This window comes from Haloglomus irregulare (genome assembly GCF_007421925.1).
In the GTDB taxonomy this organism is placed as follows: domain Archaea; phylum Halobacteriota; class Halobacteria; order Halobacteriales; family Haloarculaceae; genus Haloglomus; species Haloglomus irregulare.
Map to the genome: position 1 here is coordinate 73,497 of NZ_QMDX01000007.1, position 23,076 is coordinate 96,572.

General features: G+C 61.9%; 18 protein-coding genes and 1 pseudogene. 10 read left to right on the forward strand and 9 right to left on the reverse strand.

All coding sequences use genetic code 11. The annotated features are described in order from the left end of the window. Window positions 1–48 precede the first annotated feature (48 nt). The 7 genes from DP107_RS11940 to DP107_RS11960 form a co-directional block, all read right to left on the reverse strand. Window positions 49–2,433, reverse strand: a complete 2,385-nt coding sequence (locus DP107_RS11940; RefSeq protein WP_144262387.1) for a VirB4 family type IV secretion system protein — start codon at window positions 2,431–2,433, stop codon at window positions 49–51. A 63-nt stretch (window positions 2,434–2,496) separates the two neighbouring features. Then, window positions 2,497–4,002, reverse strand: a complete 1,506-nt coding sequence (locus DP107_RS11945) for a DUF7139 domain-containing protein (RefSeq protein WP_144262388.1) — start codon at window positions 4,000–4,002, stop codon at window positions 2,497–2,499. Further along, complete coding sequence (locus DP107_RS11950) at window positions 3,999–4,457, reverse strand: hypothetical protein (protein ID WP_144262389.1); 459 nt, start codon at window positions 4,455–4,457, stop codon at window positions 3,999–4,001. Before DP107_RS11950 ends, DP107_RS11945 begins: the two co-directional genes overlap by 4 nt. Further along, window positions 4,458–4,628, reverse strand: coding sequence for a hypothetical protein (locus DP107_RS20090; protein WP_185977288.1), 171 nt, complete (start codon window positions 4,626–4,628; stop codon window positions 4,458–4,460). Continuing rightward, complete coding sequence (locus DP107_RS11955) at window positions 4,625–5,026, reverse strand: hypothetical protein (protein ID WP_144262390.1); 402 nt, start codon at window positions 5,024–5,026, stop codon at window positions 4,625–4,627. The genes DP107_RS20090 and DP107_RS11955 overlap by 4 nt, the downstream gene beginning before the upstream one ends. 5 nt (window positions 5,027–5,031) lie before the next feature. Continuing rightward, a complete protein-coding gene (locus DP107_RS20815) occupies window positions 5,032–5,196 on the reverse strand; it encodes a hypothetical protein (protein WP_238330871.1) in 165 nt (54 codons plus the stop codon). Window positions 5,197–6,032: 836 nt separating this feature from the next. Then, complete coding sequence (locus DP107_RS11960) at window positions 6,033–7,259, reverse strand: orc1/cdc6 family replication initiation protein (protein ID WP_144262391.1); 1,227 nt, start codon at window positions 7,257–7,259, stop codon at window positions 6,033–6,035. 495 nt (window positions 7,260–7,754) lie between these two features. Between DP107_RS11960 and DP107_RS11965 the strand changes: the two genes are divergently transcribed. The 4 genes from DP107_RS11965 to DP107_RS11985 all read left to right on the forward strand — a co-directional run bounded on the left by DP107_RS11965 (window position 7,755) and on the right by DP107_RS11985 (window position 12,172). Continuing rightward, window positions 7,755–8,297 carry a hypothetical protein gene (locus tag DP107_RS11965; RefSeq protein ID WP_144262392.1) on the forward strand — a complete coding sequence of 181 codons (543 nt, stop codon included), beginning with the start codon at window positions 7,755–7,757 and terminating at the stop codon, window positions 8,295–8,297. 139 nt (window positions 8,298–8,436) lie between these two features. Beyond that, on the forward strand, window positions 8,437–9,072 hold the full coding sequence (locus tag DP107_RS20095; protein WP_185977289.1) for a hypothetical protein: 636 nt from the start codon (window positions 8,437–8,439) through the stop codon (window positions 9,070–9,072). A gap of 330 nt (window positions 9,073–9,402) precedes the next feature. Continuing rightward, a complete protein-coding gene (locus DP107_RS11980) occupies window positions 9,403–9,867 on the forward strand; it encodes a hypothetical protein (RefSeq protein WP_144262393.1) in 465 nt (154 codons plus the stop codon). Window positions 9,868–9,967: 100 nt separating this feature from the next. Then, window positions 9,968–12,172, forward strand: coding sequence for an Ig-like domain-containing protein (locus DP107_RS11985; protein ID WP_238330873.1), 2,205 nt, complete (start codon window positions 9,968–9,970; stop codon window positions 12,170–12,172). Between the two features lie 8 nt (window positions 12,173–12,180). On the opposite strand, the gene DP107_RS11990 is transcribed toward DP107_RS11985, so the two are convergent. Further along, window positions 12,181–12,678 (reverse strand): metal-dependent hydrolase, encoded by a 498-nt coding sequence (locus DP107_RS11990; protein WP_144262395.1) that lies wholly within the window; start codon window positions 12,676–12,678, stop codon window positions 12,181–12,183. A gap of 296 nt (window positions 12,679–12,974) precedes the next feature. On the opposite strand from DP107_RS11990, the gene DP107_RS11995 reads away from it, so the two are divergent. Beyond that, window positions 12,975–13,763 (forward strand): hypothetical protein, encoded by a 789-nt coding sequence (locus DP107_RS11995; protein ID WP_144262396.1) that lies wholly within the window; start codon window positions 12,975–12,977, stop codon window positions 13,761–13,763. A 311-nt stretch (window positions 13,764–14,074) separates the two neighbouring features. Then, the gene (locus tag DP107_RS12000; RefSeq protein WP_144262397.1) at window positions 14,075–14,575 is read left to right on the forward strand and encodes a hypothetical protein; all 501 of its coding nucleotides are present in this window, start codon (window positions 14,075–14,077) and stop codon (window positions 14,573–14,575) included. 85 nt (window positions 14,576–14,660) lie between these two features. Here the strand turns inward: DP107_RS12000 and DP107_RS12005 are convergent, their stop codons facing one another. Continuing rightward, window positions 14,661–14,846, reverse strand: coding sequence for a hypothetical protein (locus tag DP107_RS12005; RefSeq protein WP_144262398.1), 186 nt, complete (start codon window positions 14,844–14,846; stop codon window positions 14,661–14,663). A gap of 273 nt (window positions 14,847–15,119) precedes the next feature. Here DP107_RS12005 and DP107_RS12010 point away from each other — a divergent pair, with 273 nt between their 5' ends. The 4 genes and pseudogenes from DP107_RS12010 to DP107_RS21445 all read left to right on the forward strand — a co-directional run. After that, window positions 15,120–15,524: a hypothetical protein gene (locus DP107_RS12010; protein WP_144262399.1), complete on the forward strand. Its 405-nt coding sequence runs from the start codon at window positions 15,120–15,122 to the stop codon at window positions 15,522–15,524. A 287-nt stretch (window positions 15,525–15,811) separates the two neighbouring features. After that, window positions 15,812–19,936, forward strand: a complete 4,125-nt coding sequence (locus tag DP107_RS12015) for a hypothetical protein (protein ID WP_144262400.1) — start codon at window positions 15,812–15,814, stop codon at window positions 19,934–19,936. 268 nt (window positions 19,937–20,204) lie between these two features. Then, window positions 20,205–21,908: a phage NrS-1 polymerase family protein gene (locus DP107_RS12020; RefSeq protein ID WP_185977290.1), complete on the forward strand. Its 1,704-nt coding sequence runs from the start codon at window positions 20,205–20,207 to the stop codon at window positions 21,906–21,908. A gap of 167 nt (window positions 21,909–22,075) precedes the next feature. Next, a pseudogene (locus tag DP107_RS21445) lies at window positions 22,076–23,023 on the forward strand (hypothetical protein); the annotation flags it as partial. Between the last annotated feature and the right edge of the window lie 53 nt (window positions 23,024–23,076).

Sequence of the window (23,076 nt, forward strand, 5' to 3'; positions counted from 1 at the left end):
ACAGACTCTTCGGCCACGATCGGACAATCGCGACGCGCGGCCGTTGCCTCACGGTTCCTCCGTGGCGTGCCCGTTCGTAACCGCGCCTGACCCCGAATCGGGCTCGATGTCCGGGTCGGGCTCAACGACACCGAGGTCGGCAGCATGGACGTCTTCGTGATCGGTCTCCATCGCCATCTGGAGGTCCATATCGCGGTTCATCACGTGCGGGAGGTCGGTCATCTCGAGGTCCTCGTGGAACGTCGGATTCGGGACCGTCCCGTCACCCTCGACGAGATCGATCCCTTCGACGCCGGCGAGCCAGTCCCACGGATCGAGCTTGTCGTCCAGGACGGTATGCTCGAACGGGCCGCTTCGGATTTCGAGGCGGCGTCGACCGTGAACGCTGGTCGCGAGCAGGCACTCCGAGTAGTCCGAGTCCTGTCCGCGGGCTGCGGTCTGGATGAATCGGATTTCATCGGTCGAGAAGCCGTAGTAATCGGCCGTCTCCTCGGAGACCGACTCGGCATAGAACAGGCACTTCACGTCACAGTTCTCGTAGACCTCGCGGCGCTCGTTCGTCCGGACGAACTCGTGGGCGGTCTGGCTCATCAGCGTCAGCCCGGCCTCGTAGTGGCGCGCGTGACGGATGTACAGGTTGATCAGGTCCCGGGCTGCGGGCCGCCCGAGCAGGTAGTGCGCCTCGTCGAACGTGACGTCCACCTTGTAGGGTGATTGCTTTGCCTCGAGGTAGGCCCACGAGAGCATCGCGTGGAGGATGAGCGGCATCTCGCCGGTGTCGGCGAACGAGCTCATGTCCATCACGACCAGCCGCGAGGAAAGGTCGAGGTTCGTCTGCCCGTTCAGATTGTGGTTGATACCGCCCGGTTTGAACGACTCGAACTTCGGCTGGAGATTCCGGGCGAGTTCCTGGTGATGGTCGGTCGGGGTGACGATCGTATCCGAGATCGAGATACCGCCTCCGTGGAGCGGTCCCGATCCGTCACCGAGCTCCGTTTCGTCAGCGTTCGGCAACCCATAGGACTGGAACTGTCCGAGTTCGACCCCGTCGATGACGCCCGCCTCGTGGGCGGCCTCGATACCGCCGGCAGCGATCACGTTGACGCCACGAATGAGATCGTCGAGCGTGGGCGACTCCCGCGCGTAGGTGTCGAACTCCCCGAGGATGATCCCCTTCGAGATGTAGGCGTAGTGTGCTGCTTGGATGAGAATTCCCTCCTCACCGGCGGACATCCCATCACGCTGGTCGAAGTGGGTGTGCAGCATCTCGATGACCGACCGAATCGTCAGTGCGTACGTGTCGTCGCCGTTCTCCTGTTCGGCGTCCGCCGGCGGCGAGATATCCATCGGATTGACGGTGTAGTTCCCGCCGAAGCGGATCACCTCGCCACCGAGCGACTGTGCGAACCGTGGATAGTCGTCGCCAGCCGGATCGAACAGGATGCACTGGACGTTCGGGTCCGCGAGTAGTCGCCGGTAGATCTCCAGCTTCCGGAAGTAGCTTTTGCCCGACCCCGTCTTCCCCGAGATCGCCATCGAGTGGCCCGATAGCGCGTAGCGGTCGAGAATCACCGGGCGCTTCGTATCGTCGAATCCAAACAGGACACCCTCGGGGTCGTAGATGGACGGTTCGACGAGGTTGAAAAACGTCCCCAGCGCTTCGAGCTGAATCGGGTGCGTGTTGTCAATGGTGTCGCTCGCGAGCGGGGCGACCGATCCAATAGCGTCGAGTTGCTGGTGTTTGACCGGGCTGAGGTCGACGTCCTGTTCGGCGAGGATGGCCTCCACCCGGTCGAGCATTTCGTCGAGGTCCTCCCGCGTGTCGGCGACCAGTTCGAGATAGATCGCAACGTCGTAGAGTTTGGTCGTCCCGCGGATGGTGTTCCGTAGGAGCCGTTCGAGGTCCTGTCGTTCGAGTTCGTCCTGGTAGGTGTCGGTCCGCCCGCGCTTCTGTTTGACCGACAGCGAGGTCACGGCCTGCGTATATCGCTTCTGGAGCTGTCGGCGGACATCCTTCGCGGCCCGCGGTTTGACGTGAAGCGAAAGTCGGAGGTCGACGTCGGCGAGCGTCAGCGGCACCAGCCAGCCGAGGCCGACCTTCCGCGGGAACGAGGTGACGGTGAGGATCTGCGAGATGCGGTCATCGCGCACCTGGAACTTCGGGTAGTCCTGGACGACTCGGGGAGCGATGAGCCGCTTGTCGAGTTCGCCACGCTCTTTCAGCGTCTCCATCGGGGTGGCGAGGTCGACGTCCTCGGCCTGCAGCTGGTAGGCCGCCCACTCGATGTTCTCGGTGGTGGTCTCGCGGTCGAGCAGCGCGAGGTAGTCGAGTGCGTGGCGCGTTTCGTCGCCCGTGAGGTCGTCGATTGGACGACGCTCAACCGACTCGTCTGCCGTCTCGTTACTGAATGCCTGGGTGAGTCGTTTGATCATCTGCTAATCTCTCTGTGTGCGGTCGGAGTAGTCGGCCGCCGGTACAACTCCAGAGTGAGGGGTTCAGACATCGGTTCCCTCCGGCGGTCCCGTTCCACAGTGGTCCTCGTCGACGGCCGTGGCAGCGGCGTTACCAACATCGCCGTCGATCTCATCGAGAGCGCTGCGACGGGCCCGGAGCGCGAGCGCGACGCCCACGACGAGCAGGAACAGCCCGGCGGCGTACACCTCGACGACGAGGGCCGTGGTTCCGGTCGGTGTGCTGGTCCACTGCGCTGGATACGCCCGCTCGAACAGGCCGACAGCGACGGCTGTCACACCGACGCCGGCGAGGCCGATTGCCGTCGATCGGCGGCCCGAGGGAAGCAGAACGACCAGACTCAGCAGGAACGTCGGCAGGCTCCCGGCTGCGAGCCCGAAGGACGCCTCTCGGACGAGCAAGTACGGAATCTCTCCGACCTGGCCGCTTCCGAGAAACGCACCGAGGGACGCGATCGCGAACAGCATCGCCATCGCGAATAGCGTCACCCCGGCATACACCGACAACGGCGAGTGGTAGTGCTTTCCGCGTCCGATTGGTCCGATGGTCCGGGCGTACCACGCCAGGAGCCGGGAGTTGTCGACCTGGTCGATGTAGTCCTCTTGGACGCGGCCGCCGTAGGGTAGGTCACCCGTCGACTCGGGACGTGGCTCTGGTTCAGAATCCGGATCGGTGAGCGTCGCCTCCCGATCGGCTTCTTCGAAGGCCGTCGCGAGGTCGAGCGGCTGGCCAGTCGCCGGGTCGGTTAGCGTCGTTTCGTCCGGCCTCGTGAAGACGCCGTGTTCGAACGCGATCGGCGCCTCTTGGCCTCGGTAGACCTGATAGAGGATATCGAGCACGTCGGCGCGGTCGTCGAGGATGGTCGTCTCGACCTGCGTGCGGGGCAACTGCGAGGCGACCCGTTGGACACGAGCCCACACCTCGTCGAGGTACGGCGCTTCGTCGTCGACGGCCGTCGAACGATTTCCGAAGGGAAGTGCGTCGGCGATGACGTCGAATCGGCCGGCTTCCTCATCTTCCTCCTTCCTGACCGCGACGGCGACGAAGAATCGCCGGTCGCGAACGTTTGCAAGCGCGATCGTCCGGTCCAGCCATTCGGCGTGAGCAATCCGGCCGTACTCGAGAAGCGGTGAGTCGGTCACCCGGTCGCTCGCCGCCCCGACCGGTGTCCCGCCATCGGTGGCCGGTTCGTCCGTGTCGTCCCGAGCGTCGACGGTCGATGTCGGCTCTCCAGTCGGTGCGCCTGGCGCGTCTACCCCGACGAACTTCTCGATGTACTGGTCGCCGTTGAACCGAGTCGTCAGCGTCAGGAACTGCGTCGGGAACTGCAGGCCGCGAAGGAACGTCATGTACGAGACGTACAGGCTGTTCCGCCGTTCTTCCGAGAGCGTGAGCCACTCCCGAGGCTCGATTTCGATCAACATCGTGTACGCCGTCGGCGTCTCGATGACCCCACCGTCACGAACGTTCTCGAAGCCGAGCAACTCGAGCGTCGAACCGCCACCCCCTCCCCCGCTTGTAGGAGTCACGGTCTGTCCTCCACGGTCGACCCGTCGATATCCGGCCGGGTGCGTTCGAACCCACCCGGGTAGGCGAGGTCGACGCCCTCGGGGTCTACTGCCCGGTCGGCGGTTCTTATTGGTGGCGTCGTAATCCACTCGTCCTGCGTGACGCCGGCACCGAGATCACCGTCCTTGGGGTCCGGGTGCCGCCAAACGTAGACGTTCGAACCGGTCTTGTACTGGAAGACGGCGTGCGCGTACCGCAGGGGACGCTGGCCGGGTGGCGTCTTCAGGAAGATCAGCCCACCAATGCCGATCCCGAGGGCGAACAGCGGGAAGGTGAACAGCAGTGGAAAGCCGATGGTGTAGAGGACGGCACATGGGGCGAGCGGGATGGCAAGTGACTCGGCGAGGCGCTTTACCGAGAAGCCGAGAAATTTCGACTCCAGCAGGTTGCTCGCGACCGGGACGGGGTCGGGCATCTACTCGCCCTCCTCGAGGCAGTCCTCGTCCGACGGGAGGACGCCACCGGCTTCCAGCTGCTCGGCCCCCTTGATCAGCATTCCTCGCCAGTTCACACCGTGGCGCTCGCGAACGGCTTCGAGCCGCTCGAACTGCCGGTCGTCCTTGATGACGATGCGGGTAGAGGTCATCGCTCGACCCTCTCTCCGCCGAGCTCGACAGCGCCGCCCTCCCCGGGGTTCGACTCGGCCTCGGCTGTCCGGAGCGTTCCATTCGCGTCGAACAGGCGGGGGTCGAGCCGGCGGTCGGTGGTGGCCGTGTCCGGCCCGGATGATTCGTGCGGCTCGCTATCGGCGGGCGGTTCGACGGATCGATCACCGCGGTCGGCGACGTCCGGCTCGGACGGTCGGCGTTCGCGAGCCTGGTTATCCGGTGCGAGCGCGAACCTGAGTTCTCGCCCCTCGAGGCGCTTGGCGCCCTGGATCAGCATCCCGCGCCACTGGACACCGTATTTGTCCCGGATCGCCCGGAGTCGACGGTACTCCGCCTCGTTTCTGAATTGAATCTCGATTTCAGGCATTCCACTCACCGGATTCAGCTGGCACACTCGTCGAGAACGACGGTCGGACGGGACAGATCGAAATCGGGCGTCACCGAGAGAACGGTCCCGAACGGCGCCACCAGTACGATATCCGTTCGAAGAATGGACTGTGGTTGCTTGACCTCCTCTACGCCACTCACGACGTGGAATCCCACCATGGGATGGCGGCTTCGAGCGAAGCCTTCGAGATTCCAACTCGCACTCGGAGAGACCCGGCGACACACCGGGGGAACTCTGATTTCCTCCCTCGTAGGGCTGTGGCCCGGCCAATGAGGCCCCATTGCCAGTAACGTCATCGCCGCGCGGACAACGCCGTGTCGCCCGCCGTCCATTGTCTGTTTCGGACCGGCTCTCACCGCTGGCGTAGCAACTGTGCCCCCGCAGGTCACGCTCATAGCCATTTCGGCGGGGCAACCGGGCAGGTTAGCCACCGAAGACTGTGGTTGAGTCGTCCGCTCGATTTCCGCCTGAAAGACGGACGTATGCGCTTGTAACTCCATCACACTCCAGTAGTCGGTGGGAGGAGCATTTGTTTATTTCAAGAATGCGTAATGCGTAACCGTGCGCACAGCGCATTGTTGCGGCTGACGCAACTGTCCCTATGTTCTGCAGCCCCTGATGACGACGCGGATGAACCGCGTTCCACCGGGTGTCGCCGGACCAGGTATCGTATTAATGCTGGTTATCTTACCGGTATGCGCGCGCGACACGCGAAAGCGCAGCACGGGGGGAGGGGATTCAGCCGCCAATATCGCGGTGATTTTCGAGCGAAGTTGGCCAGTGTAAAATCATAACTCTGGAGAGAGTAGTGACGTCGATCAACCCCATCCTCAGCGCAGACTCATCTCACAGACACACCACCGTTGCGAGTGAACAGCTCCGACTCACACACCACTATTGCGAGTGAACCACCTGAATCGCACACACCACGCTTGCAAGTGAACATCGTGAAAATCAGCCGACAGCTAGCGCTTCACTTGTAGCGGTGGTGTGTCTAGACGACGCCGTTCATCGCGGCGATCTCCCGGATCGTCTCGATTTCGCCATCGAGCCGGAGCACATCCGCCATCGCCTCGATCGCACTCGAAAAGGGAACATCCAACTCGTAACTGTAGTAGTTCCCACGGGAGCCGCTGCGGTTTTCGTGGGCCGATAAGATCCCGAGCATCCGCAGATCCGAGAGGTGATTATGCACCGACCGCTGGGCCAACGAGTCCGTTCCCGAGGAATCACACAGCGTCATATATTCCTCGTAGATCTCACGCGTCCGACAGGAGGTCTCCTCTTTGGCCGCTTTCGAGATCACTGCCAACAGCGCGAGGCGCCCGTGCGTCGTGAGTTCGCGCATCCCCTCTTCGACACGTTCCTGCTCGAGGCGTGACCGCGCCGCTTCGACGTGCTCGGACTCGATGCGATCGACAGCTTTGTTCTCGGCGATCTCCCCAGCGAGCCGAAGCAGATCCAGTGCCTGACGCGCACTCCCGCTGTCGCGAGCCGCAAGCGCCGCACAGAAATTCAACACGCCCTGGCCGACTGCATCCTCAGCGATAGCGACCTCAGCCCGTGACTCGAGGATGTTCTCGAGTTCCGGTGCATTGTAGGGAGGGAACTGCAATTCACGTTCACAGAGCGTGTCCTGAACCCGTGGATCCAGCTGCTCGCGGAATTTGAAGTCGTTGCTGATCCCGATCACGCCGACCTTCGTGTCCTCGAGGTTCCCGTTGGCGCGGGCCCGTGGGAGTTCATACAGTAATTCATCGCGACCACCGATCGAATCGACCTCGTCGAGGACCATGAGGATCGTGCCACCGATCGCCTCCAGTTCCTGGTAGAGTTTCTTGAAGACGGTCCGTTGTGGATAGCCGGTCGAACTGATCTCGCCACCCGCTGGGCGGAGCTTGTTCACGAGTTCGACCGCGACCTGGTATGAGGAGTTGAGTGTCTTGCAATTTAACGAGATCACTGAGAGTTCGACGTCATCATAGTCGGCGACGTCGCTCTGGAGTTGCTCCAACAGGAAATCGGTCACAGCGGTTTTCCCGACGCCAGTGTTCCCGTACAGGAAGATGTTGTTCGGCTCCCATCCGTCGACGACGGGCTGGAGAGCGTCCATATACTCCTCGATCTCCTCGTCGCGCTCCTCAATCTGGTCGGGTTGGTAGGACTCACCTAGGGCGTCCTTGTTGCGGAAGATGTTCTGCTTCCGCTCGAACCGACGCATATCAGCGCGTTCTCACGTCTCCTATATAAAACCACTACTGCATCTGTTTCAAGTGAACACAGACACACACCACTGTTACAAGTGAAGCACTAGACTAGAGGTATCTAGTGAGAACAACAGTCTACGCTTTCATCTAAAGCGCTGATATATTCATCGAGTAGAGGAATCGCTTGAATCGTAGGTTAACGGCTCTCTCGGTGCTATACTCTGGGTTTATACTAGATTCGGGATGGACGAGACAGCTGTCCGCCAGCGACGTACCCCCCTCCTGTTTCACGCTTCACTTGCAGCGGTGGTGTGTCTCTGTCTGCGTCGGCAGTGACTGGCTCCGACCAAGTTGCAGGACAGATCACGACGACTGCCTCGGGCGCGAGACTCACGTCCCTTTTCGCCGGCGGCTGTCCTCTCGTCCTCTTCGACTCCGTGGGTAGGTCATCCGTGCTCGTAGTAGCTAACCAACGGATTGATCTATTAGCAAGTTTTTGTTGGTTAGTGATGGCTGATCCAGATCTGCCTCCCGTGCCGACAGACAGTGAACTCCATCGTTGGACAAGCGAGGGCGTCGGTCAGGTGCGTCCCGACCGTGACGTCGTCGTGTTTCGATCCCCCGAGGAGGAGTATGTGCTGTCTGTCGAACGTGACGGCCCGATTAGTGGCTACTTGATCGAGCTCTACGCGACCGCTGACAAACGGCGGCTCGCCCGGACGGTCGTCGACGATCGTGCGCTCGCACTAGAACTCGCTGTGCAGTTGGCAGCGGCAGTTGACGAGCTTCAGGCATTGCCCGAGTCACCTGATCGACGAGCTGTGGCTGCCTCTCGCGATACGTCTCGGTCCCGCATCGAAACACCGGATGAATGGGACGATGATGACGACTGGGATGATGCCCTCAAGGACGCCTACGAGAAAGCTGAGATTCCGCGATCGAAGGGCACCCTCACGACCAAGACGATCGACGGCCGCGACTACTATTATCTCCAGTGGCGGGAAGGCGAGAAAGTCAAGAGCCAGTATGTCGGCCCCGTCTCGCCGGCGTGACGATCCTTGGGGGACAGATCATCCGAGACATCAGTTGAATGGATTCTCTAGCGTAGTCAGACGGGTGAGTTCAGGCACGCTGTCGAATCCATCGTCGAAGCTGTAGAGATAATCTGCCTCGTGACGCTGCATCGCTGCAATGATGACAGCATCAGTTAACGAGAGTGATCCGAGGGAGCGTTCCGTCGATCGACTCGTCTCTCACCAGCTGTTCAAGCGCATCGACCGCGGTGTGTTGATCGGCATAGAGTGCGTGTTCGAGCGAGGGATTGACCGAGAAGATGTCCTCCGATGCGCGGGCGTGGAAACGGTCGGCGACCGAATGGTCTGGATGTCCGATTCCCCATCCGTACGCGTGGACTTCCTCGTGTGCGACATCATCGCTGTCGTCGGCATTGACCGCGACGGTATCAAGATATTCGAGCGCCGCAACCGGAATTGCCCCGACATCTTCGATCAGCCGCGTCCGGATTATATATCGCCCGACGGCCTTCGCTATCGCGGGCGTTACGAGCGGAAGCTTGTCCTCGACGGTTGGATCATACGCATCGATTACATCTTCGAGGAGTGCCCATCCGTCTGCTCTCGCTGCCTCGTCGAGTTTGCCACTGATGCGCTCATAGTACGGTCAAAACACGTCCCGGTATGTGTCACCACTGCTGTCTTCCTTGAGCGCGGCCGAGAGTGCCGATTCGAACTCCACGACAGCGTAGTGAATTGCGTCCACGTCGCCGTCTGCAAAACGGTCGAGCAAATTGTCGAGTTCGGCGACTGACGCGTTTCGCTCCTCGGTTGGCGATGAATCGGTGGAGGTGGACCTATCGGCGCTAGAAGCAGTAGAAAATGTGTCTGACTGGACGTCGCCACAGTCGTGGAGGCGAAGACGTGTGAGTGTCTCAAACGACGCACCGCACTCGTCGCACTCGTGAGCCATAGTGACTCTATAGTGACCTCTAGAAAATGGAGTTACTTCTCCAGTCACGTGGTTTATCGGGTATAGGATCGCGGTTATCCCCGCGCACCGTTGCGTCGGACGCAACCCTGCGGATACCGCATTCTAAGCGAACTTTTGAGCCGTTCGGCCGTCGCTCCAGACAGCAGTATCATGTCACCGTTTCCCCTGCTCCTCACCATCCGCGCGTTCGCTGCTCGACTCGTCGCGACCACCCAGGATCTACTCCTCCCTGTCGCAGGACCACTCACCGTTCCGATTGGAAGGTGGATTCCGCCCAGCGGGTCTGGCTTCACGCCGAGCACTGTGTACGGACCGATCGGGCGGCCGGATTCGGCAATCGTGAGCTCCGCGCACGAGTTCCAGCACGTGTTGTCCGCGTTCGTCCTCGCCGCGGTTGATTTCGGATCGATGCTAGACTTTCCGGCGTGGACGGAGACTGTGTTCTCCATGGCCGGCCTCGTCCTGCTGGTTCTCGGGTTGATGGCGTGGCTGGGGAGTCACAGCGGGTATCGCCGGACATGGGGCCGACGGATGGCGTTCTCCGGGGGTGGCCTGTTCGTCGTCGGGACCGCCTTCGGGACGTTCGTCGACCTCCTGCAGTATGTCCTCGGATAGACACGGTGATCGAATGCGTGACTCCCCTCCGTCGGTGACACCTTCGCTGTGGCCGCGTCTTCGCGACCGGATTCGTGACGTCGTCACGATCCGGGGCCGGTTGATCACCCTCCCGGTGGCCGTGGTCGGGATGGTGCTCATCATCGTCTCGAGCGCCGTCATCGGGGCCGCCGCGGGGGCGCTCGTCATCCCCGATCCCGAGCCGGGTGTCGAGAAACATTACGACGACACCTTCCGCGTGCTCGCGAGCAACGATCCCGATCCGGGACGCGGTTCACAGACGGTCGGCGTCTACGAGTACGCCGACAACGGGAGCATTACGGCCGTCAACAGGACGGTCGTCACCCAGCCGGTCCAGCTGTGGGACTCGAACATCCAGTCGCGGGACGCCCTTGTCATCGCGAACGAGTCCGATATGTACCAGAGTGGCCTGCATGGCTTCGTCCAGGTTCCCTATCGCGATCGCTGGACGCGACTGGAGGACTGGTGGAACACCGAGTTCCGGATTCTCCCGCTTTACTCGGCCGATCCCTCGCGAGCGACGAGTACTGACGGTCGCTATACGGTCGAGGTTCGCCACCCGAACGGCTGGTGGAATCCGGTGTACAACGCCGAGGTCAAGCGCGTCGACGGCAACCTCACCGTCACCAACCCGGATGAGGCGCTCGTCCTCTCGTCGTACTACAGCACGGTCATCGACCGGAAGATCCAGATCGTTGAGGGCCTCCTGCAGCACTCCGCGATGGCGTCCAGTCCGGGAGCCGCTCGAAGTACGTCCTCGGTCCCGACGCGCAACGGGAGCGACGTGTTCCCGACGACGGACGGTGCGAGTGTCGGCCTCCAGTGGCGCTCCGGCTCACACCAGCTGGTCAGAGATGCCTACGTGGGGAACGTCGACGTCATCCCCGGCGTGTGGCACGACGGCCGGTACGTCACTCCGAGCTGGCAGCTCTACACCTACGTTCCGTGGGACTACCGAATCGATGTGCCGTCGGACTACAGCGAAAGCGGATCCTGTACTATCGGGAACAATACCTACTCGCTCACCCGCTGGGCTGACTACCGGCTGCTCGATTCGGATGCAGAGGTGGTGAACGTCACCGCCGGGAACATCAGTCTCGACCGTGCTCGCCCGGGCATGTGGACAACGGTCAATCTCACCAGCTCGGCCCCGCGTCGGCTCCCGCCGGGTGAATACGACCTCACGGCGACGCTCCGTATTCAAACCGAACTGGAGACACACTACGGCGTGTCGAGTGCCCGCTGTTCGGAGTGGGACTCGATCCGGACCACCAATCGGACGGTCGAACTCGAGTATTCTGTTCCTATCGAGACGGTCAACAGCGACGATCTCTCCGTGGATGTCCACGTGTACGATCGGCCCGGTCGAGATGTGGTCTCGGTCAACTGGACCGGCGAGCAAGGATTGGCCGCCGGCGCCGCAGCATGGGAAGACGTCGAGGTGCAGATCGGCGAGAAGACGATGTACGTGACCGCTCCGTGGCGGTTCTATTCGGTTTCGCGGAACACACACGTCGAAGAGCGGACCAGCGGTAGCACCACCGCAATCGAGGCGTCACACTCCTATCGAGGGACGTATCCGATGATGCTCCACTACCGAATGAGCCCGGCGAACGTGAGCGTCATCGCCGACCAGCCTGCCGATCAGCACATCTGGTGGAACCGAACGTATGTGGTCCGGAATCGGTCGGTTCCGGCGACGCCGCTCCCGGGGTCGATCGTTGCGACGCAGAACACGAAACCGACGTATCTCTACGATCAGTTCGCCGGCGTCCTGAAGAGCACCGACCAGGTGACTGGCGAGTCCGTCACGGCAGAGGCGAGTGACGTGTGGGGACTCCCTGTCGATACGTCGGTGCGTGTGACCCGCTATCGGGCCTCGGAGCTCACGGTCACAGTCAACCAGTCCGCAGGGACAGCCGAGGTGTTCCTCACGAGCGCGACGGGCCTCCCGCTTCCCGGGCGTACCATCACATTCGACGGAGCGGCTGTTGACAGCGTCACGACCAGCGCGGATGGGCGGGCGACCGTTGACGTGACGGGGACGCTCGTCCGGGCGCACTTCGCCGGTGACCACTGGCGCGATTCGCGCCCGGCCTACTATCTCGACGCTCACGGATATGGCGTGTCACAGACGGCGTTCGTCGGTGGGGCGACCGGGGTACTCGGTTACCTCAGTGCCGCGATCTCGAACGCCGTCATCTTCGTGGAGTGGCTGGTCTTCGGGATCTTCGCGTTGCTGTGGATGCGATTCATGCGGGAGCGGCCGGCGGGCCGACGGTAGTGCGACTCTCAGAGTATCTCCGGGACGTAAAACCAACACAAGGCGAGCACTTGACCGACGATTCCACCGACTAGGAACCCTGCATTCCATCCCCTGGAGTCAGCCCTGAACAGTCCGAATCGAAGTGGAAGCGGGGAAACCGGCCGAAAGGGCCGGACTGCGTGCACACCGCGACCGACGGTCAGGGCGTCCGCCAGCAGGTGTGAGATAATTCCGAGGAACACCGTCGTTCCGGCGAGCAACGCAATGGGCCACGCAGGGAGATCGACCGGCGCCGCCAGCAGGCCGACGTAGAGCCCCGCGCAGGCGAGTGCGCCGACACCTAGTGCGAACCAGACGGTGTGCGTCGGCCCGCGGTGGGGGAGCCAATCGTGATCGTGGTCGAGATCGGGCAGGCGACAGACCGCCACTGCGACCACCGACATTGCGAAGCCGACGATCCCGAACAGCCCCGTCAACGGGAGCATCAACAGGAGCGCGATTCCCCAGTGTCCATCCTTGTACATAGTACGGTTGGTGCCAGTCTTGATCGAGGCACCCCTTACTCCCAGATTGGGTGAATCCAATATAGTCGTTCTCGGTGCCTGAAAGGTTGTTCCCACGAAAATCCCACATCGGTCGTAGCTCTGTGGCGATTAGCCCGATTGGGATTAGTGCGAGTCTTCAGACTTTTTAAATGTGGCCGGTTGCAGATGTGTTATATTCGCTGTGACCGCGGACAAAGGATGAATCTCTCCTGCGAGCACTTATTGGAGACAATGAGCCACATCGGTCTTCAGCGAGCTCCACATATGGCTATCCAATGAGTGAATCAGGACTGGGGTTGTATATCAAAGCAATCGACGCAATATATAATGAAGATGTACGAGACGAAGACCGTGAGAAGGCGGTTATTGTCGAACCCGGTGCCGCAACAACATTAGCCACGGACCAGGTCATCCCAACAGCAAAGGTTACCGCTGAAGAGGTAAACAGATTCGAAGCTCTGAGATTCATTTACCGCAACTGGGAACGGAATTCAGGGGACGTGTTCGACCCGTACCTGATCATGTTATTGATTGAGTCTAACGAGCTACTTGAGCTCTGGACTGCAAAGAGCTATCATTCGTGCGTGATACGAGCGAGCTCCTTTTTCGAGGATTATTTTACCGACGTTACTGAAATCAGCGAGAGGGCGTCCTTTTCTGACGCAATCAACGCGGCCGCATCTAGAGATATGATAACCCAAGATGAAAAACTGCTCTACCACTTCGTAAGAGAGGTACGCAACGACTGCGCCCACAACAACTGGCTTCAAATCGAGTATCCAACGGCGGTTCTGGTATATGCATGCACAACGTCGAATTTCCTTCTCGGCGAATTGATGGACCGAAAACTGAGAGAATTCGATCCGAGTTTGAGCACACCTGTAGAGGCAGAACCACATCACTTTCTCAGGAAAGTTAGAGAAGAATTCCAATGGACCTACACCGAAAATAGTGGGAATATCTCTTGGGAGGCACCGGATACGTGGGAGCATCCAGAGGAAGACAAATATTCATCCTATGAGCAAGCTTGGGACTCAGTTCTTAATGACGATTCCAACCAATAGAGGATTGTGAACGAGGTCAATGGGGTAGGGAACAACACTCTGCTGACCGCGTGATCGAGCCAGTGGAGTGCCCCGGAAGGCAGCCTATTGACGATACAGTGTGATGAAAAGCCTCGTTACTACTATGAGACATACGCGCGCTGTATTATCGCGCAGTGTTTCTGACAACGAGCAGAGACTACACAGATTGAACTGTATGGATTCTACTGCTAATCCCTCTATCTCGTATTCATCGGCCTGTCTCACGCCGCAACTGTGCGCATTGCGCACTCTGTGAGAGTACTTGCGTTCAGTCCACTTTCTTCGGTTAGATGCCGTCGGTTGCCGACCTCATCGACCCCGCGTTCAGACTGTTCACGGTCGCTGAGCTGACGGCCCGGTACCTCTCACTCATTCTGCTGGTTGTCGGCCTCATCGGCTATTTCACCGCCAGGGCGAACTCCCGCACGGCGGTTCGGTATCGTGGGATGATCACCGGCTCGGCTGCAGCGTTGGTCGCGATCATCGGCCTCTCCGCGTTCTACGATCTCGTCGCGTTCGTGATGGGTGGCTCCGGATTTCTCCCGCCTGGCTGGCCCTACGGATCGGCCGGCAGCGCTGGATTGCTTCCGATCGCTCAGGCTGCCTCGGGAATGCTGTCGTACCTCGGTCTCGCGTGCTTTTCACTGGGTGCCGCGCTTTGGGCGGCGGGGACGCCTCGAAGACGGACATGGACCCGTGGCTATCATGGGATCACGTGGGGGCTTGCGATGATCGGCGTTTCGATGGGAGGGCTCCTGTTCACAGTCGTCGCTGGGGTTTTTGGGATTTGACCGGCCCAGCTCGTCACTAAAATGTCGGAGCTAGATTCAATTTGATCTGATCACCAGCAGAGGGAATCTCGTGGTCGGATATCGGTTAGATCCGACCCCGCTCGGCGGGTCTGTACTCGGCGTTGAGCTCCTCGACGGTTGCGAACTCGACTTGATCGAGGAGTTCGTTCACGGCCTCATCGTATGATTTCCGGTCGAGCAGATTCCGATTGCTGAACGCGCGGAGGCGGTCGCGCGTGTTCTCTTTCACGGGGATGGAGTATCGGCTCATCGCGGATCCTCCCCGGGGCTGTTCACCCTGCCAGATGGGTCTGGTTGTGTCATGGCGGTCACTCTCTGGGCTACAAATCGGGGCCGCAACTACTACTCACCTCTATGCGAGAGGCTAACAAGCATAACTGTTTCCCTCGATCCCACATTCCCCGCATCTATCCCCGAGATCCGCGCACCTGTGCGTCCGACGCAACCGTGCGCGAGGCGTAAGATTGCGAAATGCGCATTCTTGAAACAAACATTACGGCACCCGTCGAACGCCCGGTGTGCAATGACGAGCACAAAGACCCACTCCGACCTCGACATGTACCGCCGCCGGCTCCGTCGGCTCCGCCGTGTCCTCGATTTCGAGACCGTCTTCATCACCGCCTTCCTGTCGCTGGTGGTGTTCGTCGGACCTGCCGCCGCCCAGGCGAGCGGCCCCACGGGCGGGAGCGGTGGCGCGGTGACCGGCTGGGAAACGATTCTCACCAACCTGTACGACGTCGTCTACACGACGCTCCAGTACGCCGGGCTGACCGTGCTGGTGCTCGGACTCATCGTCTGGCTCACCGCCCGCCGGAACTCCCAGCGCTCCGAGACCGGCATGAAACTCACGATGGGTGGTGGCGCGATGGTGGTCGCGTACTTCGGGCTCGGAGCAATCGTCTCCCTGCTCGAGTTCATCGCCGGGTGATCGATCCCGCGCGGCCCCCTCATCGCTTACCGCTGAACCGCTCACCGATCGCCATTCGACACCCCGTCATCGATGTGTTATTCGCACCCGAGAGCCGCCCGGTCGCCCGCTGTCGACGTCAGCAGTGAGTACCGGGTCCCCCGGCGCGAACCACGCTTCGGTAGGGGCCCGTCATTCCAGAGTATGTACACGATTCACACCCAGCAGTCGCATCGCCCGCCCAGTCGTCGCTCAGCTCCCCACGAGTGCTGGTCGGCACGCTCTTCGTTCACGGGAGATCGGGAGAGATGACCGATCGCCCGACCAGCAACCGCCAGGGCGGTGGTGATTCAACCCGCAATCCTCGGTTTCCGAGCATCGACGAGACAGACATCCAGCGAGCGCTTGCGACCCGATTCGGTGACGGTTCCTCCAGCGAGACAGGCTCGACAGCGGACTCGCCCGAATCGGACACACAGGAGGACCTCGGAGGGATCAACTCCGATGACCCGCCCTCTCCCGAGGAGCTGTCTGAAGTAGGCGGCAGTAGCACTCCCGAAAGCGAATCGGACGGTGACGGTCCTCGGCCGTACATCAAAATCACGCCGGCCCGCGAGCAGGTCACTCCCGACCACGTCATCAAGGGGCTCTACGGGCTCTACCGAGCGGGAAGCGGCCGCACACTCCCGTTCCACGTTGAGCGACGCCTCTCGTTCGTGAGTACACACCACTCCTTCGAGTTCCTGATTCACAAACCCGAAGCCACACAGCGATTCGATTTCTATCTCGGCGTCCGTCCCTACGAAGTCGAGGCGGTCGAACACCTCGCAGCGAACGTCCGGGCGATGTATCCCGAACGCTTCCGCTTCGAAATCGTCCCCTTCGCGACCAGCGCGGTGTTCGTCGACGACGCCGAACCGGACCGGGCCACCCTCGTCGATCTCGAGTCGTTCGAGGGACTAGATGAGCTCGCGAATCTGGAGGGATTCGACCCTGGACTCTTGGACGGTGCGAGCGATTCAGATGCGCCAGTCCCCGGTCCCGATGACGGCGATGATCCGACCCCTCCGGCGATGGTTCGCTGGAGCGGCGTCGAGACGAAGAACAACGACTGGATGACGTTGCTCTCGCAGTTCAGCGAAGTGTCCGTCGACATCGAGGAGGCGTTCCGTTCGCCTCTGAGCGTCTTGCTCGAACAGGCCACCGAGACGGACGAGCCGTTCCTGTTTCAGGCGGTATTCACTCCCCGGCGCGACTGGACAAAAGAAGCCGAGACCCACAAGCGAAATCTGAAGATGGGCACGACGGGGATGTGGAGCGCGTTCAAGCAGGAAGCGGGAGCGATGCTGTTTGGCACCTCCGAAGAGGAACGTCGACAGCGCCACCGGCCCGATACCCCTGAGCAGATCGGCGGGACTCTCTCGGGTGGCGGTGACGGCCCATCGACCCGGCACAGCCGGATGGGACAGATCGACCTCAAACAGCCTACTGTCACGTTCGACCTCTCGCTGCGGGCCGGCGGTGAGTCCAGCGTGATCAACGGTGTAACGGGCGCATTCACTGCCCTCAGCGGCCCATACTACGGCGTCGAGGGAGCGGCCGTCGATGCGGTGACCCGTGAGTTCGAGGACCTCTGTGAGGCACGCCTCGGGCGGACGGGTATCCGCGAGCGCTTCGAGAGTGCCAATCCCATCATTGTCACCAGTCCCGACGAACTCGCCAACTTCGTGACTGTCCCGAACACGGGGGCCCTTCCGAAGGCCAGTCGTGGCGCGTCCGGCGGGTCTCCCGACGCCCGGTCACCGCTCACCGCGACGGACGAGGAACTGCTCGCGAAGTTCGATACCGGGATGTGTATCGGGGAGGCTGAGACCGCCACGCCGGACCGGCCGAACATTCCGATCAGTCTGACTGCCGAGCAGCTCACCCACCACGTTCTCCGAGCGTCGACGACGGGGAGCGGGAAGACGACCGCAATGGTCAACGACGGGTTGAGTGCCTACGAGGAGCTCGACGGGCCGATCTTCATTTTCGACAAGAAGGGCGGCAGCATGGCGACGGAGTACAAGCGAGCGCATTTCCGACGATTCGGCGATCTCGACGACGTGATCCATCTCCCGGTACCGGGCCCGAACGGCGAGCTTCCAGCCTTCCCGTTCTTCGACATCCGACCGCAGGTGGCGGCCGGGATGAGCCGCGAGGCGGCAGTCCAGGAGAAGGTCGACCGCTACAACGAACTTCTCGAATACGTCCTCGGCGAGGAACAGCACAACCAGGCGTTCGTCGCCCAAGAGATCCTCTCGAACCTCATCGTCGCCCTCTTCGACCCGGTGTATGGGGACGATGCCTTTGCGATCAGCGACCTGCTCAAGGCGGCCACACGGATGCAAACCAAACAGGTCACTCCAACCGTGAGCGATTCCGAACTTCACGCCACGCTCAAGCGGCACTTCAGCGGGGACGAACGTCGCTTTGCCACCTCTATCGATGCGGTACTGAACCGGATCACCAAGCTCAAAGAGCGGGACTTCATCTGGCGGATGCTCAACTTCGTCCCCGAGTGGGACAACGACACTCGCCAGTACGCCGACGAGCAGATGCTGCTCGACCTGGATCGGCTACTGGATTCGTCGAAGGTCATCCTCGTCGACACGGGTGAGTTCCGTCCGGCCTCGAGCAACGTATTCACCGTGTTGATGCTGGACTACCTCTGGTCGTGGGTTCGACTTCGCGAGCGCTGGAATCGGGGTGTTCCCGCCCCCGACGAGGGATACTGCGTGAATCTGATCATCGACGAGGCGGCCCCGATCATGCAGGCGAGCCTGGTTCGCGATGAGATGATCCCCGACGCTCGCGAGTTCGCACTCGCGTTCGAGCTGATCGTCCACTTCCCCGAACAGGTGAAACGCGACGCGCTGGACACGCGAGCGTACAAGGAGATTCTCCGGAACATCAACACCAAGCTGATCGGGAAGCTCGCTATCGACGACGAGCTCGCGTCGACGCTGTTTCACGAGGAACTTGACGCCATCGAACTGTCGAACCGGATCGCCTCTCTCCCCCGGGGTGAGTGGCTGGCTCAACTCCCGGATACGGGGTTCATGACTGACACACCGGAGCTAGTGACGCTCAAGCCGCTCCCGATTCCGTCGGGACACAGCGACGGCGAGGACCCGGTCGACGCCGGGACATACAGCCCCGACGCGGGGATGACCTACCAGGAGGCGGATGAACTCCAGTGGTCGCGCACCCGGTTCAGCTACTGTCTCGTGCCGGGCGTGAACAGCCCGCCGGACGCTGCACAGCGAGCCGCGCGATACGGAACGGGACCGTTGAACAGTGAGGCGATCCGTTCGGAATCTCCGTCGGATTCGTCGACGATCCCGCCGACGACTAATTCCTCTCATTCAGATCGTGAGAGGTCCCCGAATACGACCGAGCGGGATTCAGTGGCTGGTTCGACGATACCCGGGGACGACTCTGCGGACAGCCGTGATGACTCCTCCAACGAGGACCGAGCGGATGGTCAGGTCGGTGGTGCCTCGAACGAGTTCGGGACCGTTCTTGGAACGGGGAGCGCCCCACGCGGTCCATCGCCGGCTCCGTCCGATTCGACTGCCGGGATTTCCGATGACTCCGCTGTAGGTCCCCCATCAGACGATGGCCGTGCTGCTGCGGATGCGTCCTCGGAGAGTCCCCCGGCCAATGGAGAATCATACTCGCTGACTCCAGCAGAGCAACAGTTTCTCCGAGACGTCATCGCAGGGATCAACGGGGAACTGGAGGGATACGACCTCACCCAGTCGATGACGACGATTCGGAACGGTGTCGACGGCGAGATTGACGAGGACCGACTCGTCGAGATGGGCTACCTCGAACTTCAGTCGGTCAACACGCGGAAGTACTACTATGTCACTCCGGCAGGGCAGGACACGGTCGATCGGACGATCTATTCGGGCCGCAACGACGGTGACCCGTTCGAGAAGACCGTCCACAAGGTGTACGTCGAGTACACTGCCCGCCACCTCCGAAATCAGGGCTTGCTGGTCGAGACGTACTACGAGCCGATGGCCGGCGGGATGATCTTCGACGTCGCTGCGTTCCTCCCAGGCGACGATGACGGGCGGACGCTGGCGGTTATCGCCGAGGTGGTGACGAACATCCGTCCCGACCTGATGATCAAACACTACGACGACCTCGCGAGCTTCGACGGCGTCCGGAAGATGTGGGTGGTGCCTCACACCGACGTTGCGCACGAAATTATCAGAGTTCTGGTCGATGCTGGACGGCTTCAGACGGTGCCACATCGAGATATCGAAAACTATGCACGTCTCTCCGAGCAGGCATTCGAGAATCCCCGGGAGTGGCGGTTCGTCGGGGGGCGGAATCTCGTCCGAATGGTTGACCGGACGGACAGGGAGGTCGACCGGTGACGATCTGGGTTAGTTGTTGGGCGCACGGTGCGCTCGATAGCTGCTCTCGGCCGCGCTCCATCCGTGCTGGGCCAGTCGACTCGATACCTATACTAGTAGTTTGGGGGAGGAGAACTCGCACGTCCGCACCGGGGGCGCACGGGCTTGCGATTTCGAGCGCACGGATACGCACCCACCGCCTGGCCCGGCGCACAGCGATGCACGGCGATTTATCGACGCCTCGAATCGGGCGTGACCGGCACAGGTTCACCCACCAGAGACGAGCATCATGAGTAGCGATATCAACGTCAATCTGATTCCTGAGAGGTTGGCAGACCTCGAGCAGTGGATCTGCTGGCAGGAGACAGAACGTGACGGGAAGACGACTAAAGTTCCTATCAAGCCCTACCACACCAACGGCACGCCGAACGCCAGCGCGACCGAGGCCGGCCACTGGCGGGATCTGGAGAGCGCACTCGCGTTTCACGAGAGCGACCGCGTCTGGACCGACGGGATCGGCTTCGTGTTCGCGCCTGCGACACCCATCGTCGGTGTGGATCTGGATGACTGTCGGGATTCCACGACGGGCGAACTCGCATCGTGGGCACAGGACATTGTCGACCGGCTGGATTCCTACACCGAGGTGTCGCCCTCGGGGCAGGGCGTTCACGTCATAATCGAGGGCGAACTCCCGCCAGGTCGGAATCGGCGCGGTGACGTCGAGATGTACGATGAGGCTCGCTTTTTCACCGTCACGACCGACCACATCGAGGGGACGCCAACGTCTCTCGAGCGACGCCAGGATGCGCTGCTCGGTGTCCACTACGAGTACGTCCAGTCACCCCCCGACGCCGAGACGGCGCCGGTCGACCTCGAGGCGGCTGCCGAGGGTGCCGATCGTCCCGACTCGTCAGCGGACGAGCGCGGAGACCCGGCCGGCGAGCCGGCAACCGGGGAGACAACCGACAAGACAGGGGCCTCGGGGACAGCCACGGCACTCGGATCGGACTCGGGGCTGTACGCCCGCTACGGACTGGACTACCCTGATATCGAGGACCCGGGTCTTGAGGCCGCCCTGCATGGACTGAGTCCATCGGCGCTTCCCTCACCGCTGCCGACCTCGATGGACGACATCGCGGGCCCAGGCGTCGGTCTCGACGACGAGACAGTACTGGAGCGTGCGATGGACTCGAAGAGCGGTGATGTCATCGAGGCGCTCTACGACGGCCGCTCGGAGCTCTGGAGCGGGCGGGACAGCCGATATCCCTCGCAGTCGGAGGCCGATATGGGCCTGTGCTTCTACCTGGCGTTCTGGACCGGCGGTGATCCCGACCGGATGGACCGTCTGTTCCGCGACTCGGGACTCATGCGGGGGAAGTGGGACAAGGTTCACTTCGCTAATGGGGCGACCTACGGCGCGGTCTGTCTCGCCCGGACACTCCTGACCGTCGACGACTACTACACGCCACCGGCACCGTCCACCTCGTCCGGATCCGACGACAGACATCGGTCACCGGACGAGTCCAGCACCTCTCCCTCCTCTGGGCCGGATCAGCCCAGCGAGTCGCCACCGATCGACGCCGGGGCGGTCGAGGACGCCCGCCGGCTGGCCGCACAGGTACAGCGCCAGCAGCGTGAACTCGATGCAAAACGCGAGCGTATCGCGGACCTCGAAGCCCGGCTTCGACAGTATCGCGCCGTCCTCGGAATCGACCAGCCCGACAACAGTGTTCGCCCGAGAGATGACGGAATAGTCGATACTGCCGCAGGAAACGGGTGGCAGGACGACTCCTCGTTCTGGAACGAGCGCCCTATCGGACACGACGTTGAGGAATCCTCTAACACATCCTCGAACGGTCAGGGGGACGACGACCACGAGCCGACTCCCCCCGACAACGACGAGGACACCTGTGAGGTCGATGCGGACTCATCCGAACCGGAGACGGAGTCATCTACCGGGTTGTCTCGTCGGCTCCGTCGTTGGTTTTCCTGATGTCCCGGGTTGTACCGAGACCGCAGCCGTGGCCGTTCCAGCCCTTCCGTCTGTATTTATCCTCCCGAAGGGGGTGAGGAGATCGCGAGAGCGGGCGACGAGTCGGTCGTGCTGACGACGATCGGCTTCGGCAGCGAGCCGCGCTCGTGAATCCTCGGAGTTCCGCAATGTCCAGTGCAACCACTCCCGACCTGCAGGACCGTGTACAGATCATCACCGACGCGTTCGTCGCTTTCGACGAGAGCCGAGCTGAACCCGCGTTCGCCCTCGATACCGAGGACGTGGCCGCCCAGTTGGAGCGACTGTGTGCGTACCGCGTGCCGGCGGACGAGGCCGTCCGGACCCTCGTCCGCAAGGCGTGTGCCGACGCCGACCTCGAGCGAGCCGACCTCTCGGATGACATCGCCCGGCTGGCCGGCTACGGTGGGCGCTCTCGTGGGTTCTCTCGGACGATGCTCACCGACGTCGACGAGGCCGACCAGTGGATCGACGTCGTCGCCGAGGTCGTCGAACTCTGGGAACCCCGGAGCGAGAAGATTGCCCAGGTCGGGCTGCTCGGCGACGAGTCCGGCCGACTCAAGTTCGTGAAGTGGACGAGTGCCGACCTCCCCGAACTGGAGGAGGGCGAGGCCTACCGCTTCGAGAGCGTTGTGACCGACGAATACCAGGGTCGGTTCTCGGTGAGCTGTAACTCCGCGACGGCGATCAGCCCCTCCGACGACGTCGTGGCGGCAAGCGACGGGAGCGTCGCGGTGGTCGGAAGCATCGTCGATATCCAGGAGGGTTCGGGACTGATCAAGCGATGTGGGGCCGACGACTGCACGCGCGTCCTCCGCAACGGCCGGTGTGCGGAGCACGGCCAGCGCGACGGTGAGTTCGACCTCCGCATCAAAGCGATCCTCGACGACGGTGAGCGCTCGCTGAGCGCCCTGTTCGACGCCGCTGCTACCGAGGCGGTGACCGGCATCTCGCTGAGCGATGCGACCGACATGGCGATGGACGCGCTCTCGACGGACGTGGTCGCCGAGGAGATCAGTGCGCAACTGCTCGGCCGGCGGTACCGGCTGACCGGGAGCGTCGTGGGCACGTACTTTCTCGTGAACGACGCCGAAGAGACGACCGACGCTCCGGACGGGTTCGACGCCGACGCGGTCGAACCGGCACTCAC

Coding starts and splice junctions, on each gene's coding strand:
- DP107_RS11940 (WP_144262387.1), bottom strand. CDS start 2,433: ATGATCAAACGACTCACCCAGGCATTCAGTAACGAGACGGCAGACGAG.
- DP107_RS11950 (WP_144262389.1), bottom strand. CDS start 4,457: ATGCCCGACCCCGTCCCGGTCGCGAGCAACCTGCTGGAGTCGAAATTT.
- DP107_RS20090 (WP_185977288.1), bottom strand. CDS start 4,628: ATGACCTCTACCCGCATCGTCATCAAGGACGACCGGCAGTTCGAGCGG.
- DP107_RS20815 (WP_238330871.1), bottom strand. CDS start 5,196: ATGGTGGGATTCCACGTCGTGAGTGGCGTAGAGGAGGTCAAGCAACCA.
- DP107_RS11960 (WP_144262391.1), bottom strand. CDS start 7,259: ATGCGTCGGTTCGAGCGGAAGCAGAACATCTTCCGCAACAAGGACGCC.
- DP107_RS11965 (WP_144262392.1), top strand. CDS start 7,755: ATGGCTGATCCAGATCTGCCTCCCGTGCCGACAGACAGTGAACTCCAT.
- DP107_RS20095 (WP_185977289.1), top strand. CDS start 8,437: ATGATGACAGCATCAGTTAACGAGAGTGATCCGAGGGAGCGTTCCGTC.
- DP107_RS11980 (WP_144262393.1), top strand. CDS start 9,403: ATGTCACCGTTTCCCCTGCTCCTCACCATCCGCGCGTTCGCTGCTCGA.
- DP107_RS11990 (WP_144262395.1), bottom strand. CDS start 12,678: ATGTACAAGGATGGACACTGGGGAATCGCGCTCCTGTTGATGCTCCCG.
- DP107_RS11995 (WP_144262396.1), top strand. CDS start 12,975: ATGAGTGAATCAGGACTGGGGTTGTATATCAAAGCAATCGACGCAATA.
- DP107_RS12000 (WP_144262397.1), top strand. CDS start 14,075: ATGCCGTCGGTTGCCGACCTCATCGACCCCGCGTTCAGACTGTTCACG.
- DP107_RS12005 (WP_144262398.1), bottom strand. CDS start 14,846: ATGAGCCGATACTCCATCCCCGTGAAAGAGAACACGCGCGACCGCCTC.
- DP107_RS12010 (WP_144262399.1), top strand. CDS start 15,120: ATGACGAGCACAAAGACCCACTCCGACCTCGACATGTACCGCCGCCGG.
- DP107_RS12015 (WP_144262400.1), top strand. CDS start 15,812: ATGACCGATCGCCCGACCAGCAACCGCCAGGGCGGTGGTGATTCAACC.
- DP107_RS12020 (WP_185977290.1), top strand. CDS start 20,205: ATGAGTAGCGATATCAACGTCAATCTGATTCCTGAGAGGTTGGCAGAC.